This window comes from Ilyobacter polytropus DSM 2926 (genome assembly GCF_000165505.1).
In the GTDB taxonomy this organism is placed as follows: Bacteria; Fusobacteriota; Fusobacteriia; order Fusobacteriales; family Fusobacteriaceae; genus Ilyobacter; species Ilyobacter polytropus.
In genome coordinates this window covers 767,081-783,702 of sequence record NC_014632.1, presented here as the reverse complement: position 1 = coordinate 783,702, position 16,622 = coordinate 767,081, and the positions used below count along the sequence as shown (strand labels likewise).

At 34.7% G+C, this 16,622-nt stretch carries 17 protein-coding genes; all 17 read right to left on the bottom strand.

All coding sequences use genetic code 11. From position 1 onward, the window contains the following. Positions 1 to 61: 61 nt before the first annotated feature. Positions 62 to 1,231, bottom strand: a complete 1,170-nt coding sequence (gene tgt / locus ILYOP_RS03530) for a tRNA guanosine(34) transglycosylase Tgt (protein ID WP_013387145.1) — start codon at positions 1,229 to 1,231, stop codon at positions 62 to 64. Between the two features lie 9 nt (positions 1,232 to 1,240). Continuing rightward, the gene (locus ILYOP_RS03525; protein WP_013387144.1) at positions 1,241 to 3,397 is read right to left on the bottom strand and encodes a RelA/SpoT family protein; all 2,157 of its coding nucleotides are present in this window, start codon (positions 3,395 to 3,397) and stop codon (positions 1,241 to 1,243) included. 133 nt (positions 3,398 to 3,530) lie between these two features. Continuing rightward, positions 3,531 to 4,043, bottom strand: coding sequence for an adenine phosphoribosyltransferase (locus tag ILYOP_RS03520; RefSeq protein WP_013387143.1), 513 nt, complete (start codon positions 4,041 to 4,043; stop codon positions 3,531 to 3,533). Between the two features lie 19 nt (positions 4,044 to 4,062). Beyond that, a complete protein-coding gene (locus ILYOP_RS03515) occupies positions 4,063 to 5,715 on the bottom strand; it encodes a GspE/PulE family protein (protein WP_013387142.1) in 1,653 nt (550 codons plus the stop codon). A 2-nt stretch (positions 5,716 to 5,717) separates the two neighbouring features. After that, on the bottom strand, positions 5,718 to 6,149 hold the full coding sequence (locus ILYOP_RS03510) for an NUDIX domain-containing protein (RefSeq protein ID WP_013387141.1): 432 nt from the start codon (positions 6,147 to 6,149) through the stop codon (positions 5,718 to 5,720). 109 nt (positions 6,150 to 6,258) lie between these two features. Next, a complete protein-coding gene (locus ILYOP_RS03505) occupies positions 6,259 to 7,170 on the bottom strand; it encodes a tetratricopeptide repeat protein (RefSeq protein WP_013387140.1) in 912 nt (303 codons plus the stop codon). 16 nt (positions 7,171 to 7,186) lie between these two features. Continuing rightward, positions 7,187 to 7,855 carry a DUF502 domain-containing protein gene (locus ILYOP_RS03500; RefSeq protein ID WP_013387139.1) on the bottom strand — a complete coding sequence of 223 codons (669 nt, stop codon included), beginning with the start codon at positions 7,853 to 7,855 and terminating at the stop codon, positions 7,187 to 7,189. Beyond that, positions 7,852 to 9,117, bottom strand: coding sequence for a hemolysin family protein (locus ILYOP_RS03495; protein ID WP_013387138.1), 1,266 nt, complete (start codon positions 9,115 to 9,117; stop codon positions 7,852 to 7,854). The genes ILYOP_RS03500 and ILYOP_RS03495 overlap by 4 nt, the downstream gene beginning before the upstream one ends. Positions 9,118 to 9,174: 57 nt before the next feature. Next, the gene (locus tag ILYOP_RS03490; RefSeq protein WP_013387137.1) at positions 9,175 to 9,618 is read right to left on the bottom strand and encodes a CBS domain-containing protein; all 444 of its coding nucleotides are present in this window, start codon (positions 9,616 to 9,618) and stop codon (positions 9,175 to 9,177) included. Between the two features lie 60 nt (positions 9,619 to 9,678). Beyond that, complete coding sequence (ndk, locus tag ILYOP_RS03485) at positions 9,679 to 10,131, bottom strand: nucleoside-diphosphate kinase (RefSeq protein WP_013387136.1); 453 nt, start codon at positions 10,129 to 10,131, stop codon at positions 9,679 to 9,681. A 184-nt stretch (positions 10,132 to 10,315) separates the two neighbouring features. Next, positions 10,316 to 10,765 (bottom strand): acetyl-CoA carboxylase biotin carboxyl carrier protein, encoded by a 450-nt coding sequence (gene accB / locus ILYOP_RS03480; RefSeq protein WP_013387135.1) that lies wholly within the window; start codon positions 10,763 to 10,765, stop codon positions 10,316 to 10,318. Positions 10,766 to 10,779: 14 nt separating this feature from the next. Then, a complete protein-coding gene (locus ILYOP_RS03475) occupies positions 10,780 to 11,229 on the bottom strand; it encodes an ACT domain-containing protein (protein WP_013387134.1) in 450 nt (149 codons plus the stop codon). A gap of 96 nt (positions 11,230 to 11,325) precedes the next feature. Continuing rightward, on the bottom strand, positions 11,326 to 12,174 hold the full coding sequence (gene folD, locus ILYOP_RS03470; protein ID WP_013387133.1) for a bifunctional methylenetetrahydrofolate dehydrogenase/methenyltetrahydrofolate cyclohydrolase FolD: 849 nt from the start codon (positions 12,172 to 12,174) through the stop codon (positions 11,326 to 11,328). Beyond that, positions 12,168 to 12,830: a redox-sensing transcriptional repressor Rex gene (locus tag ILYOP_RS03465; RefSeq protein ID WP_013387132.1), complete on the bottom strand. Its 663-nt coding sequence runs from the start codon at positions 12,828 to 12,830 to the stop codon at positions 12,168 to 12,170. The genes folD and ILYOP_RS03465 overlap by 7 nt, the downstream gene beginning before the upstream one ends. A gap of 16 nt (positions 12,831 to 12,846) precedes the next feature. Then, a complete protein-coding gene (fmt, locus tag ILYOP_RS03460) occupies positions 12,847 to 13,791 on the bottom strand; it encodes a methionyl-tRNA formyltransferase (RefSeq protein WP_013387131.1) in 945 nt (314 codons plus the stop codon). Positions 13,792 to 13,805: 14 nt separating this feature from the next. Continuing rightward, positions 13,806 to 14,318: a peptide deformylase gene (gene def, locus ILYOP_RS03455; protein WP_013387130.1), complete on the bottom strand. Its 513-nt coding sequence runs from the start codon at positions 14,316 to 14,318 to the stop codon at positions 13,806 to 13,808. 13 nt (positions 14,319 to 14,331) lie between these two features. Further along, positions 14,332 to 16,617, bottom strand: coding sequence for a replication restart helicase PriA (gene priA / locus ILYOP_RS03450; RefSeq protein WP_013387129.1), 2,286 nt, complete (start codon positions 16,615 to 16,617; stop codon positions 14,332 to 14,334). Positions 16,618 to 16,622 lie beyond the last annotated feature (5 nt).

Genomic DNA, 16,622 nt, shown 5'->3' with positions numbered 1-16,622 from the left:
GGGAGCTGCAGACTGCAGCTCCCTCTATACTTTTAATACCTTATTTTACTAAAAAGATTTTCTATACTTCTCCTAGCTTTTGAGCTTTTATCCAGTCACTTTCGCCTCTTTTGGAATAGTTGTTCAAAAACTCATCTTTATATTCTTTAAACCTTTTATCTTTTATGGCTTCTCTAGCATCCTTCATCATTTTTATAAGGAAATAAAGGTTATGATAAGTTGCCAGTCTGGATCCAAGAATCTCCTGAGATTTAAATAGATGTCTTATATATCCTCTAGTATAATTTCTGCATACATAACAGTCACACCCTTCGTCTAGAGGTCTAGGGTCTTCAGAATAGCATGCATTCTTTATTACAAGCCTTCCGTATTTAGTAAACACTGTCCCGTGTCTCCCTATTCTTGTGGGCTGCACACAGTCCATCATATCCACACCAGCTTCTACAGCCTCTAGCATATCTACAGGTTCCCCTACTCCCATGAGATATCTTGGTTTATTTTCAGGAAGTTTTTCCACTATATAATCTAAAACTCTATACATATCATCTCTAGGTTCTCCTACAGCTAATCCCCCTATAGCATAACCAGAAAAATACTCATCCATCTCCATTAGCCCTTTTCTGCTCTTCTCCCTCAGTTCTTCATATATTCCACCTTGAACTATAGCAAATAAACCCTGTTCATCAGGCCTTTTATGAGCCTCTACACACCTTTTAGCCCATCTTGTAGTTCTTTCTATAGAGGGTATAAGGTACTCTTCTGTAGACATCCCAGGAGGGCACTCATCAAATAACATGACGATATCCGACCCTAAGTTGTTTTGAATATGTATCGATTTTTCAGGAGAGATGAATTGCTTTGATCCGTCTATATGAGAACGGAACTCCACCCCCTCCTCTTTTATTTTTCTTATTGCTCCTAGACTGAATACCTGGAATCCTCCACTGTCTGTTAGTATTGGTTTTTTCCAGTTCATAAATTTATGAAGTCCACCAAATTTTGCAACCAAGTCATCTCCAGGTCTTAGGAAAAGGTGATAGGTGTTTCCCAGTATTATTTCAGAACCTATGGCTTCTAGCTCCTCAGGTGTCATTGTTTTTACAGTTGCTTGAGTCCCCACAGGCATAAATACAGGTGTTTCCACTTCTCCGTGAGGTGTAGTTATTTTTCCAGTTCTAGCCTTTCCGTCTTTAGAGTAGAGTTTATAGGTTACAGGCAGTTTATTTGACATTTTTCCTCCTTATCTCTGTATCTCTATTATATCTTTTATTCCAGAAAGATGTTTCAAGAGTTTTTCATATTCATCTTTTTCAGAGATTTCTATTGTAAATTTTAAATTCATATATCTGTCTAGACCCTTAACTATAAGATTAGAGTTTACACCGATAACATTTATCTTGTGGTTAGCTATAATAGTGGCTATATCCATTAGCATATTAGGTCTTTCCACTACGAAAACATTAAAATTAAACTGATATTTATTGAGTTTTTTTGCAAAAACATCTTCATCCCATTTTACGTCTATCTCTCTAGGAGGATCACTTTTTATCATCCCCTGATAATTTTTACAGTCTTTTCTGTGGACAGCTATACCGGCTCCTTTGGTTATGTAGCCTCCTATCTCATCGCCTGGGAGAGGAGTACAACATTTTGCAAATCTTATAAGAGTGTTATCAAGGCCATCTATAACAACCCCATAGTCATTCTTCTTTCTGCTTTTTGGCTTTTTTCTTTCTCCTATATCGTCAAAATTCAATTCTTTGACAACCTCAGGTTTGAATCTTCCTGCCAGAGCTTCAGCCTTTATTCTATTTTGTGAAAGTCTAAAATAAAGATCCTCTTTAGACTGCATATTCTGCTTTTCAATATATTTTAATGTTATCTCACTGGCTTCAAACTCTTTTATAGAGACTCCAAACTTAGAAAGTTCTTTTTCCATTATCTCTTTTCCAAGTTTTACGTTTTCATCAAACTTTTTATCTTTAATCCATTTTCTTATTTTACTCTTGGCACTTTGGGTAACAACAATATCCAACCAATCGTTACCGGGACCCTTAGCATTTCTTGAGGTTATTACCTCTACCTTATCACCATTTTGAAGTTTATAGTCTATCGGAACTATTCTGTCATTTATTTTTGCTCCCACACATTTCAAGCCTATCTCAGTATGAATATGGAATGCAAAATCTAAAGGAGTGGCTCCATAAGCTAGTTCTACAACATCACCCTTAGGAGAAAATACAAATACTGTCTCATGAAGTATATCTCCGGTAACAGTTTTTACAAATTCCTCTGAATTGTCAGCTTCCTGCTGCCATTCTAATATCTGTCTCAGCCATGAATATACATGGTCTTTTTTAGTTACCTTACCTCTTTCCTTATAACTCCAGTGGGCAGCTACTCCCTCTTCAGCTATACCGTGCATCTCTTCTGTTCTTATCTGTACCTCTATAAATTTCCCTTGAGGTCCAACTATAGTTGTGTGTATTGACTGGTATCCGTTTGACTTTGGCACTGCTATATAGTCCTTAAACCTTCCTGGGACAGGTTTATAGTTTCCGTGAAGTACACCTAGCACATTATAGCATTCTCCTTCAGTTTCAACTATTATTCTAAGGGCTATAAGGTCGTATATCTCATCAAACTCCTTACCTTTTTCGTACATCTTTTTATATATACTGTAAAAGTGTTTAGGCCTTCCTGAAACCTCACCTTTTATATTATTTTCCAATAAGAATTTTTCTATCTCTTTTTTCGTAGCCTCTGTATATTTTTCTCTTTCAGCTTTTTTAGAGTTGATGAGCTTGACTAACTCTCTATATATTTCAGGCTCTAGATAATAGAGGGAAAGATCCTCGAGCTCGCATTTGATCATAGCCATTCCAAGTCTGTGGGCAAGAGGGGCAAATATTTCAAGAGTCTCTCTTGAAATTCTCTCCTGCTTATGAGCCGGCATATATTTTAGTGTTCTCATATTATGAAGTCTATCAGCAAGTTTTATTATTACAACCCTTATATCTTGAGCCATTGCAACTATCATTTTTCTTATATTTTCATGCTGTTTTTTAGTTCCTTTTGGCAAAACACTAAGTTTTGTTACTCCATCTACAAGTTTAGCCACCGAGTTTCCAAAATTATATTCAATATCAGAAACTGTTATAAGAGTATCTTCTACTATATCATGAAGTATCCCTGCAACTATGGTATCAGTATCCATCTTCATATTGATTAGTATCTTAGACACCTCTATCGGGTGGATAATATACTCATCTCCAGATTTTCTAAACTGTCCCACATGACATTCCTTTGCAAATTCATAAGCCAAGAGTATCTTATCTGTGTCAACTTTGAGATTATTCTTTTTTATGGCATCTAATATCTCGTGTTTATATCCCATATAAATCCCTCTTCTCTCCTAATTGAATATTATTAACTTTAAAAACTCAAAAATAATTAAATTTTAAAGTTAATAATATCATACTTTTCAAAATTTTTAAATAAAAAGCGGCAGATGCGCCGCTCTTTATTTTTTAATAATCCATAAGTGTAAATACATCGTAGCCATCTAATTTTTTTCTTCCCTCAAGCTCTTTGAGCTCTATAAGAAAAGCTAGCCCTGCTACTTTTCCACCCAGTTCCTCTATTAATTTTACAGTAGCCTCTACAGTTCCACCAGTAGCTAAAAGATCATCTACAATGAGAACTCTCTGCCCTGGCTTTATAGAATCCTTGTGTATACAAAGTACGTTTCTCCCGTATTCAAGGTCATAGTCATATTCTACAACTTCTCTAGGAAGCTTTCCTGGCTTTCTTACAGGAATAAATCCAACTCCTAGTGCATAAGACACTGGACATCCAAAAATAAAACCTCTGGCCTCTGGTCCAACAACAAGGTCGATTTTTTTTTCTTCTGCATATTTTACTATTTTATCCGTTGCAGCACGAAAAGCCTCACCATTATTCATCAATGGGGTTATATCCCGAAATTTAATTCCCTCTTTTGGAAAGTCCTCAACTAAGGCTACATAATCCTTCAAATTCATTTGAATCCTCCTAAAAACATTATATATCATCCTGTGCTACTCTTAAAACTTCTTCTATACTGGTTATTCCTTCTAAGGCTTTCTCAAATCCCTCTTGCTTTATTGTTTTCATGCCTTTTCTCGTAGCTGCATCTTTTATCTGAAAAATATCTGCACCCTTGTTTATCATAGTCCTTATCTCACTCTCAATTTCCAGAAGCTCAATTACAGCTGTTCTCCCACTATAGCCTGTATTTCTGCAAAAGCTACAACCTTTAGCCTTATAAAGTTTATAATCTTCAATGGGATTTACATTAAACTCTTTTAATTCTGTTCCAGAAACTAATATCTCCTCTTTACAGTGTGTGCAAAGTTTCCTTAATAGTCTTTGCCCTAATACTCCAGCTAGAGAAGCTGAAAGTAAAAATGGTTCAACTCCCATATCTATAAGTCGTGATATTGCTCCTGTTGCAGAATTTGTATGTAAGGTAGAAAAAACTAAATGACCTGTCATGGCAGATTCTATAGCTATTTCAGCAGTCTGCACATCCCTTATCTCACCTATCATTATAACATCTGGATCCTGTCTCAATATTGACCTTAGCCCTGATGAAAAGTCTAGCCCTACCTGAGAATTCACCTGAACTTGATTTATTATTTCCATCTGGTATTCTACCGGATCTTCAAGTGTTATTATATTTTTATCTAGAGTATTGATCTCATTTAGAGATGCATACAGAGTAGAAGTTTTACCACTTCCCGTGGGACCGGTTACAAATATTATCCCGTTGGGTCTATTTATGAGTTTTTTTAATTTTTCTACATTGCTTTTCCCAAATCCAAGGCTTTCTAAACTCACCTTTACATTGGATTTATCAAGAAGTCTGATTACGACTTTTTCTCCAAAAATAGTGGGAAGTATTGATACTCTCATATCAATCAGCTTTTCTTCAAAATTTATTTCTACCCGACCATCTTGAGGTATTCTTTTTTCAGCTATGTCAAGCTTAGAAATTATCTTTATTCTAGATACTATAGCTGAATGAAGTGATTTAGGAGGCGTAAGTATTTCATGAAGTAAACCATCTATTCTAAATCTCACCCGCAAAATATTGGCTTCAGGTTCTATATGAATATCACTTGCATTTTCGATTATCGCCTTTTTCATAACGAGGTTTACAACCTCTACAGCAGAAGTATCCGTTCTCTCAAAGCTTCTTCTTTCTTTTAAGTAACTCGAATCTTCCTTCAAAAATACAGGTGAATAATATTTTTCTATTGCTCGTACCACATCATCTCTTCTGGCTATAGACTGAAAGACTTCCATGCCGCTTTCTTCCTCTATACGATCTATTGCAAAGACGTCTAGAGGATCTTCCATGGCCACATGCAACACATTTTCATTTTTAAATAGTGGCATCACACAAAACTTTTCAGCAGTTTCTTTGCTTAAGAGTAGTATGGCTTCCTTTGTAATTACTAATCTTTCTAGAGAAACATAGGGAATCCCCATCTGTTCTCCTAGTATTCTCACTATCTCCTCACTACTTACATATCCCATATCAACTAGGGTTTCTCCGAGTTTTTTGTGTGTTATATTCTGCTTTTCAAGGGCCTTTACCAGCTCGTCTTCCGTTATTATTTTTTCATCAACCAGAGTGTCTCCAAGCCTTTTTTTTATAATCCTGGCCATTTCTATTCCCACCTGTGACCTAGATACTTTATCTCCTTATTTCCTTTAAAGTAGTCTAAAAGTTCTTTTTTTACATTGGGATAAAGAGTCATATTATTTATATCATCTATATTGTGGTAAGCGGCCTCTTTAAGTCTTTCTTCTTCACCGATTTTAAGCTCACCTGATAAATATTTTACTTTAAAGAACATATTGATTATATGCTTCTTTTTATCTGGTGAAATCCCTTGAGAAACAAACATTAAATTCTCAACTTCTATCTCTAAATTACACTCTTCTAAAAATTCTCTTGCTAAAGATTCCTCCATAGTTTCACCGTAATCTACTCCCCCTCCAGGAAGTAGCCAATACTCTTCTCCATTTTTTTGATGTTTCACAAAAAGTATCTCATCTTTTATAGTTAAAACACCAGCTACTCTAACCCTTATTTCCATAAGGCAATCCCCCCTTATATAAAAAAAGAAAGCAGATAAAATTATAACATAATTTTAAGCATTCCTCAATATTTTTTAGTAAAAGAGCGGTGCTTTTACACCGCTCTTTTTAGCTTTTTCCCTTAGTCAGCCTTTCAATAAGGATATTTATTTTTTGGGCTTCTTCACTTTTATTACTTTTATCTAGTATGTCTTTTTTTAGATTGAGATATTCTAGATCATATTTGTAGTCATCTGAAATCATTTTTAATGAATTTTCTGCACTGTCCATATCTCCGTTTGTAAAAGATATCTTACTTAGCAGCAACAATAGTTCATCATCAATACCATTTTCTGCCATATACCTTTTCAGAGTTTTTTCAGCTTTATCATGCTCACTATAATTGACTGAAAGTATTCTAGTATAAAAAAGTATATAATCTTTATCTAAACTATACTTTTCATACCCGCTTTCAAGAACTTTATACAACTCCATAAATTTGGATTCTTCCAGTAAAACCTGTGAATACACACTGTAAAACTCCATATCTATGTCAGACTCCAAGTAAAGAGCTCTTTTTAAAATGTCATATGCTTTAATATTTTCACCTTTTTTAAAAGAAATAAATCCCTTTAACTTCAAAACCATATTGTCTATAGAATCTTTGGATACACTTTCTAAATATTCCTCAGATTTTTCATAATCCCCTTTTACATATGAGAGTAAAGCAAGATTTTTTATAGCCGTCTGATCTCTTTCGTCTAATACAAGAGCCTTTTTATAAAATTCCTCTGATTTTTTATAATCTGAGAGTTGAGCATAAACTAGTCCCATCTCTCTTAAAGTTATTATGTTCTTATCATTTTTCCCGTAAGCTTTTTCAAACTCCCTGAGTGCCTCTAAATACTTACCTTCTTGAGAAAGATTAATCCCTCTTATGACATTGTATTCCTCTTTGTCAGTTGTGCTTTCAGATGTTTTCGAAGTATTTGTGCATCCCATCAGACTTATTAAAAGAATAATATAAAGTAATTTTTTCATAGTCCCCCCTGTTTTATTAAATCCTATTTGACACAGAATATGGAATTATCGCTCCACCTGAAATAATTAATTTTATAGCCTCTTCAACTCTAATATTAAGAATTTTCACGTCTTTTTCTTCCATCATTATAAACATTCCAGAAGTCGGATTTGGAGATGTTGGGACAAATATATTTAATAACTTTTCTTTGCCCATTACCTCTTCAAAATAGCTATTTCCATTACTGGTTAAAAAACCCAGACTATAAATCCCTTTTTTCGGATATTCTATTAAAACTACCTTTTGATATGATTTTGCCTTATCCGAAGATACTAATCCAGTTATCTGACTAAGTGTAGTATATACTTGTTTTATTACAGGTAGTTTTATAAAGAGTCTTTCAAAAAAACTAGCTATTCTTTTCCCCATTACGTGCTTCAAGGTCAATCCTACAAGGGTTATTATGAAAAATATGCCTACAATTGAAATCACATACACAGATAGCTTTATATATATCTCAATCTGTTCAACCTTACTAAATCTGTCTAGACCCAATAAAAAATTTGTTAAATTTCTTACAATAAAGGAATCTTTTAATAAATTTATTACCATCTGAAAAATCCAAGAAAGAAAATAAAAGGTAAGTATAACTGGTAATAAAGCTATTAATCCTGTATAAAACCAGTTTTTCAAATTTTTTCTCATTCCTGCACCTCTGTCTCCCTTTCAAGCAATACTTTAGAAACCCTCATCTTATCTACTTCTAGAACTTTAATAGATACATCATTTACCGTAATCTGATCCCCTGTATCTGCTACCTTGCCTAATTCTGTAACCACAAGTCCACCTAAACTTTCATAATCCTCAGATTCCGGAAGTTCAATATCTAGATTCTTATTCAAAGTTTCTATATCTATCATTGCATCTATTTCATATTTACCATCACCTAAAGGACGAATAATTTCTTCTTCCTCTCTGTCATACTCATCCCTTATCTCTCCTACAATTTCTTCTAGGAGATCCTCTATTGTTACTATACCCACTGTTCCACCATATTCATCTATCGCTATGGCAATATGCACCTTCGTTCTTTTAAAATCCCCTAGTATTTCTACAATTGACTTTGTTTCCGGTACAAAATATGCTTTTTTCAAATAATTTTTTATCTGAGTATCGGCTTTCCCTTCTTTTATGACATTTAAAAGGTCTTTAATATACAAAACACCGATAATATTATCTATTCCGTTTTCATATACAGGTATTCTAGAGTACCCAGTTTCAAAAACGTCGTCCCATACTTCATTTATTGTACTCTCTCCATCTAAAGCAAACATCGATGTTCTAGGAGTCATGACCTCTTTGGCTGTAGTGTCACTAAACTCAAATATTGAGTGTATCATCTCCTTTTCTTCTTCTTCTATGATTCCCTCTGCTTTTCCCACATTTACATAAGAGATTATGTCTTGTGCAGTTATCATAAGGGCCTCGTCATGGATATGTATGCCCAAAATTTTCCCTATAAATTTTGAAATAATCATGAGTATCTTTATCAAAGGTATAGTCAGCAAAGTAAAATAATATACAGGTATTACAACAATTTTAGCTATTTTGGCAGAATAATTCTTAGCCACAATTTTAGGAGTTATTTCTCCGAAAATCAAAATAACAGCAGTCATAGAAGCAGTAGCTGTTAATATAGCTTTACTATTTGTTCCCAAAACATTAAATGTTATCGCTGTCGCTATAGAAGAACCCAAAATATTTACAATATTATTTCCTAGAAGTATCCCTGTGAGCATCTCGTTAGGCCTTTTAAGCCACTTTTTCAAAAGCTCTCCTGCTTTAGGATGTTTTATCTCTTCGAGATTCCTAGTTTTAAATGCAGTTAAAGCTGTTTCAGAAGCCGAGAAAAATCCCGATAGTAGAACCAAAAGAACTAGTAGTAAAATTTGTCCATACGTGCCCAAGTTTGAATTACACCTTCCTTTTTAATAGTGTGTTTCTACACATAAATAATTTTATTATTAAAAACAAGTTTTTATAAGATCGCTTTTTGTTACAATCCCAATTAATTTTTCATCCTCTAATACTAGAGTATAAGAATATTCTTCCTCTATCATCTTTGTGACCACTTCTTCTAGATCATCTTCAAGACTGCTACTCAAAAACTCCTCTGTCATTATATCTTCCGCCTTGAATGAAGCTATTTTTTTCAACTTACTCTTAAATTCTTTATTCCCCGGAAGTGTTATCAAAAGATCCCAAAATGCAATTACAGGTGGGAGAGGTGCTTTTTCCTCTCTAATAAGAATGTCATCTCTTGTAACTACACCGATCACTTTTTCTTCTGATACTACTGGAAGTCTTCCTACGCCTTTTTCTTTCATAATGGATATTATATCATCAAAAGATGTTTCTTTACTAATGAAAATAACTTCTTTATTTACAACATCGGCTATTTTTTTCATAAGTTACCCCTCCAATTTTAGTGAATTTTAGCATAAAAGGAATCAAAAGACAAATCAGCCCTAAGCTTCACAAGTCCACTCTTCAGTGCATAAAATATGTGTCTGTATCTCCTCATTGGAAAAAAAGTTTTCAATCTCCCTTTTAGAACTTTCAGGTCCATCTGATGTGTGAACTACATTATGAGATACTGCAACTGCAAAGTCTCCTCTTATTGTTCCTAGGTCAGATTCTAGAGGATTTGTTTTCCCAGCCATTTTTCTTACACCATCTATAACATTTTTACCCTCTATAACCGCCAAGACACTGGGACTAGAAGTAATAAACTCTAAAAGCTCAGAGTAAAAACCCTTTCCTGCGTGTTCTGCATAATGAATTCCAGCTTTTTCTTTGGAAATCTTTTCAAGTTTCATTGCAGAGATTTTAAACCCTTTCTTCTCGATTCTCCCAAGAATTTCTCCCACAAGGCCTCTTTGAACACCGTCAGGTTTGATTATAAGTAGCGTTTTTTCCATGAATATACCTCCCAAATTATGTTATATATATACTCGTATAAAGTTAATTTCTTTTTTACTAAGTCTTTATTTCTTGTCTATAATTTATCATAATATTTTTGGTCGTATTATTTTAACAGCTTATTTTAATTTTTCATTTTTTTATTAATATAGATATAAAAAAAGCGGTGTATAACCGCTTTTCTTAGTCTATAAGAAATAATTTATCTCCTTTGACTACAGGGGCTCCATCTTTTAAAAGAATTTTTACTATCTTTCCATCTCTTGAAGCCTTTATTTCATTCATTAGTTTCATAGCCTCAACTATGCAAAGGGTATCACCTTGCTTTACTTCCTGTCCTTCCTTTACAAAGTCAGGTGCATCAGGTGAAGGTGCTTTATAGTAAGTCCCCATCATAGGAGAGTCAACTGATTCATATTTGTCTTCTGCTTCTTCTACAGCTGGTACCTCTGCTTTGCTTGCTACTGCCGTAGGAGTAGTCATAGCTGCTGCACTTACATAAGTTGTTTCAGATGTTGCTATCTCTCTTTTTAAAGTTACTTTTGTTCCGTCACTTTCTACACTTACCTCTTGCAAGTTGTATTTTTCTATATTTTCTGCCAAATCTCTTATAGTTTTTACATCAATCTTCATATTTCCCCCTATATCTAGTTACTACCAATGACCCTTAGATCTTTTACTCCTTCTAGTCCTGTTATATTCTCTAGCATCGCTTCGATTTTTCTGAGCATATCCTCGTTGGTCTGTAGAGATATCGTCACTTTAGAAGTTCTGTCAATTGGTATATTTTGCGTTATGGTCAGTATATTCATACCTGTGTCTGCTACGACATCGAGTATTCTGGCCAAAACTCCAGGTTTGTCCTCCAGAGACATATAAACACTAAAAACTGTTTCCTTTCCACTTTCGAAGAAAGGTTTTATAAAATCTTTATATTTATAATAAGTACTTCTACTTATTCCTACTCTCTTTATGGCTTCATACTTAGATATCTTTTCAAGCTGAACAATATCATTTACTTTAATTACGTTTTGTATTGAGTTTGGCAGAATACGTTTATCTACTATGTAGTACTCTCTTTTCTCTTTTTTGCTCATCCCTCAATCACCTTCTATAAATATGTTTTATAAACCACTAAAATGTATTTTAGCATTTTCAGTATAGATTTTCAAGTCAAAAATATCCCAATAAATTTACAGTGATCTCTTAAATGATTCCATGGTATTCTTCATCAGCATAGCAATTGTCATTGGTCCTACTCCACCGGGAACAGGTGTTATTGCAGAGGTCATTGGAGCCACTTCATCAAATTCAACATCTCCGCAGAGTTTTCCTGCTTCATTTCTGTTTATACCTACATCTATGACTACTGCTCCCTCTTTTACCATATCTTTTTTTATAAATCCAGCTTTACCAACAGCAGCTATCAGTATGTCCGCCTGTTTGGTTTTTTCTGCCAAATTTTTAGTTCTGCTGTGACATATAGTCACTGTGGCACTTTCACTGATCAAAAGCCCTACCAGAGGCTTACCAACTATGTTACTTCTTCCTACTATCACTGCATCTTTTCCGGCTATCTCTATACCACTTCTTTTAAGTAACTCTATCACTCCGTAAGGCGTACAAGATTTAAATCCGTCATCTTCACCTATCATGACTTTTCCGAGATTTTCAGGTTTAAAACCGTCTACATCTTTTTCTGAAGCTATTCTGTTTGTAACTTTTTTTTCGTCTATATGTTTTGGAAGTGGCAACTGAACTAATATTCCATGAATTTTCTCATTTTCATTGAGTTTATCTATTAATTCTAGGACTTCCTTTTCACTTGAATTTTCATCTAAAACATGTTTTTCCGAATAAAAACCCAAATCTCCGCAGCTTTTAACCTTTGAGTTTACATAAACCTTCGAAGCTGGATTCTCTCCTACCAAAACCACTGCCAAACCAGGAGTCTGACCTGCACTTCCTTTATACTTTGCTACTTCCTTTTTTACCTCTTCCTTTATCTCTGCGGATATTTTTTTACCATCTATAACTACCATTGATTTACTTTCTCCTTCCAGTAATTTAGTTCTTGAAGTTTCCCGTACAAATCTATATTAGATACCACTACATCTTCAGGGACTTCTAGTTTCAAAGGTGCAAAATTTAGGAAGGACTTAACCCCTGCCTTTATTAAAGTTGTAGCTATATCCTGAGCAACTCCTTTAGGAACAGTAAGAATAGCTATATCAACCCTATCTTTTGTATTCAAAAAGTATTCTATCTCAGAAGTATGTCTTATTTTTATTCCGTTTACTTCTTTTCCTACCTTGTACTCTGCTACATCAAATACACCTATTACGTTAAAACTTTCCTTTGTAAACTCAGGCTCTGCAAGGAGAGCTCCTCCTAGTCTTCCGGCACCTATGATTATTATATTATTTGTTTTATGAACTCCTAAAATTTTCTCTATTCCGCTGTACAAAATCCTTACTTGATACCCTTTTCCTCTCACTCCGAAACCCTCTCCAAAATCTGAAATGAAATTCGATAGATCTTTTCTGATTTGAGCAGCTGTAAGCCCCATTCTTTCAGCCATCTCCTCAGAAGATATGTAATCATCAGGAGAGAGATTTTCCAGACATCTTAAATATCTAGTCAGCCTCTCTATTACCCTCGGGGATATTTTTTCTTTGTCAGTCACCAAACTAATCACGATTACTCCTCCTAAGCTATTTTATTTTGCTGTTCTCAAATTTCTCGCCAATACTAAAATAATTTCCGTTAACAAGGTCTGGACCCGTAAGCTTTTTTTTGTTTTCAGGCTTAGCTTCGGCGATTATCACACTTCCGTTGCCAGTTTTTACAACAGGGCCCCTTCCCTTTAGTAATTCAACTATTTCCCCTGGCTCTCCCTCGTATTCACGTGAGATTTTTTCAACTTTGTAGATTTTGTAGATTTTACCCTGGTTATATGTATGTGCACTTGGAAAAGGATTCATTCCTCTTACAAAATTATATATTTTAAAATTTTCTTGATTCCAATTTATTTCACAGTCCTCTTTTTTAAAAGGTTTTACAAAGGTCGCTTTTTCGTGATCCTGGGATATTCTAGGAGCCTTTTCTTTTCCGATTAGATCTACAGCCTCTAAAAGTGTTTCTGCCCCTATACTCATCAACCTGTCATGGAGGGTTTCTAAGGTGTCCTCATCATTTATAGGTGTCTTCCCTTGAAGTATGACATCGCCTGCATCTAGCTCTTCTGCAATGTACATTATAGACACTCCCGACTCTGTATCTCCGTTTATTATTGCAGCATGAATAGGCGCCGCTCCTCTGTATTTAGGCAAAAGAGAGGAGTGAACATTTATAACTCCGTATTTTGGGATTTCGATAAGTTCTTTCGGAAGAATCTTACCATATGCCACCACAACTATTAGGTCAGGATTTATCTCTCTCACAAGATCCAATGTTTCATCGGTTTTGACCGATTTTGGCTGGTGCACAGGAATTTCATGTTTTAACGCATACTCTTTTACCGGTGTAAATTTTATTCTTTTACCCCTCATATTAGGTTTGTCTATTTTTGTAAAAACCCCTGCAATTTCATGGTGTTTATTTAATAAATCAAGTGACGGTACCGCAAAATCCGGGGTACCCATAAAAAGTATTCTCAATCAAACCATCCTCTCTATTTAATGTCCTTTTTTTCAGTCTCTTTTTTCAGTGCTTGTAATTTTTTTGAAACCATTCTTTTGGCCACAGGAGACAATTTATCCACAAAAAGAGTGGCGTCTAAATGGTCTGCTTCGTGTTGAAATGCTCTAGAAAGAAGTCCTTCTGCTTCTTCTATTACCTTTTCTCCATTTTCGTTAGTATATTTTATTTTGACTCTTGCTGGTCTTTTTACTTTTTTATAAACTCCCGGTACACTAAGGCATCCCTCTTCATGCTCTACAATCTCTTTTGAGAATTCTAAAAATTCAGGGTTTATAACTTTCCTTATTTTACCGTCCTCTATATCAATTACAAATATCCTCTTGCTTACCCCGATCTGAGGTGCTGCTAAGCCTACTCCACCGGCTTCATGCATGCTTTCAACCATACTGTCTATTATCTCTCTTATCTCATCATTTACATCTTCCACTGGCAGCGCCTCTTTTCTCAGAACAGGGTCACCGTAAGTTCTTATATCATAAATCATATTTATCACCTCATTACATTAAATTTATCGGGTCAACATCTATGACCACTCTGTATTTTTCATCTCGAAGTTCGCAGCTGCATCTCTCAAGGAAAGGTTTTACTGCATTCATCTTCTTTCTTGTTCCCTTTAAAAAAATCTGATATCTGTATCTTCCCTTAATCCTATATATAGGGGCTTTCATAGGCCCGTAGACCTCTATACCCTTGTCTTTTATCATATCATAAAATCTTTTGGCATAGTTTTCTAGGCCCTCCTCTATTGTTGAGGTTATTATTATATTTATAATTCTTGAAAAGGGCGGATACGAGAGTATTTTTCTAGTCTCAATCTCATCAGTATAAAATCCTTCATAGTCGCCTTTTATTATTCTTTTCATCACATGATTTTCCGGCTGAAAAGTCTGTATCAGAACCTCTCCTTTTTTACTTTCCCTACCGGCCCTTCCAGCTACCTGACTCACCAGCTGAAAAGTCTTTTCACCAGAACGAAAGTCCGGAAAATTCATTATGGAATCGGCATTTATAACCCCTACCAGAGTTACATTTGGAAAATGAAAACCCTTAGATATTATCTGAGTTCCAAGCATTATATGGTATTTCTTCTCCAGAAACTCTCTATACATATTATCATAAAAGTCCCTTTCTCTGCTACTTTCAGAATCAACTCTTATTATCCCCACATCAAAGTGCTTTCTTATCTCTTCTTCGAGTCTTTCTGTTCCTTTTCCCATGTGGCTCAGATTCTTACTTTTACATTTGCTGCAGGTTCCTGTATATCTTTTGGTTTCCCCGCAGTAGTTGCATTTATAGATCCCCTGGCTCATATAATAATTCATGGTTATAGAGCAATGAGGACATTCCTCTACATGGCCGCATTCTAGACATTGAATATATGTAGAATAACCTTTTCTGTTTAGCAGTAACATTATCTGCTCGTCTTTTCTTAAAGTTTCAGACATATCTTTCAGAAGTTCCCTGCTGAAATAATGGCTCTTCTCATCCTTCATATCCACTAACTTTAGTTTTGGTAGATTTGCACCATTGTAACGTTCATTCAGTTCTAGGAGTTTAAAAACTCCCTCCTTTGCAAAAAAATAACTTTCTATTGAAGGGGTTGCCGATCCTAATACAACCTTTGCATCTTCTAACTCCCCTCTTTTTATCCCAACATACTTTGCATTGTATCTTGGGTTACTGTCCTGTTTATAGGTTGCTTCATGTTCCTCGTCTATTATAACATATTTAAGATTTTTCACAGGTGCAAATACCGCAGACCTTACTCCAAGAACCACTTTCTTTTCTCCGGTATAGATACTGAGCCACTCCTTTGCTCTTTGTACAGGAGTTAGTTTACTGTGTAAAATAGCTATATTTTCCCTGAATTCACCTTTGAACCTCTTTACCATCTGTGGAGTTAGGGAGATCTCAGGAACTAAAAAGATAGAACCTTGATTTCTTTCTAAGGCCTTTCTTATAAGCCTCAGATATACTTCTGTCTTTCCAGAACCGGTAACACCTTTTAAAAGAAAATACCTTTTTTTTGAATTTTCTATCTCTGATACTGCTGTTTCCTGTTCTTTATTCAAAACTGTGCTTTCTTTAGAGTATATCCCGTCAGCCTCATCTATATCATAAGTTTTTCTCTTGTCTTTTAAGGTCTTTTCCAATGAAAGTGACCCACGTCTGACCATTTTATCTATTAACTCCTTAGAAAACTTCTTTTCTAAGGTTGCTTTAGTTACACACATCCTCTGAGAAAAATATTCTGACAATTCAAAATACTCTTCTTTTAAATTATCTCCAATTGTTAGTTTGTTTTTACCTTTTAGAATTTTATTTTCCAAAGCACTTTTAATAAGATCCTTAGAAAAATTTTTATACAAAGTAGTTTTTGTTACTTCTGATTTTTCTCTGAAATAATCTCCGATTTTTTTTTCTTCCTCTGTTTTTATAGGAATTTCTTCTATAAATCTGTAGTTATAAGAGTATTCTACCTTCAGGTTGCCTGGAACAGCGGCTCCAAAACTTTGTCCAAAAGAGCAAAGATAATAATTTTTCATCCATAATAATAGCTTTACCATAGCCTTAGAAAGATGAATATGACTATCTAATTTTCTGGTTATAGAAAGAACTTTAAACTCAAAGTTCTCAGACATTTCCCTGTAAACTATCAGACCACTTTTTATTCTTCCTCTAAAAGGAACTGCAACTCTCTCTCCTATATTAAATTCATCTTTCATGTCGCAATAGGTAAAAAAGTCGTTTGTCCCGTCTACATAAACTCCGTAATATCTCATATTTT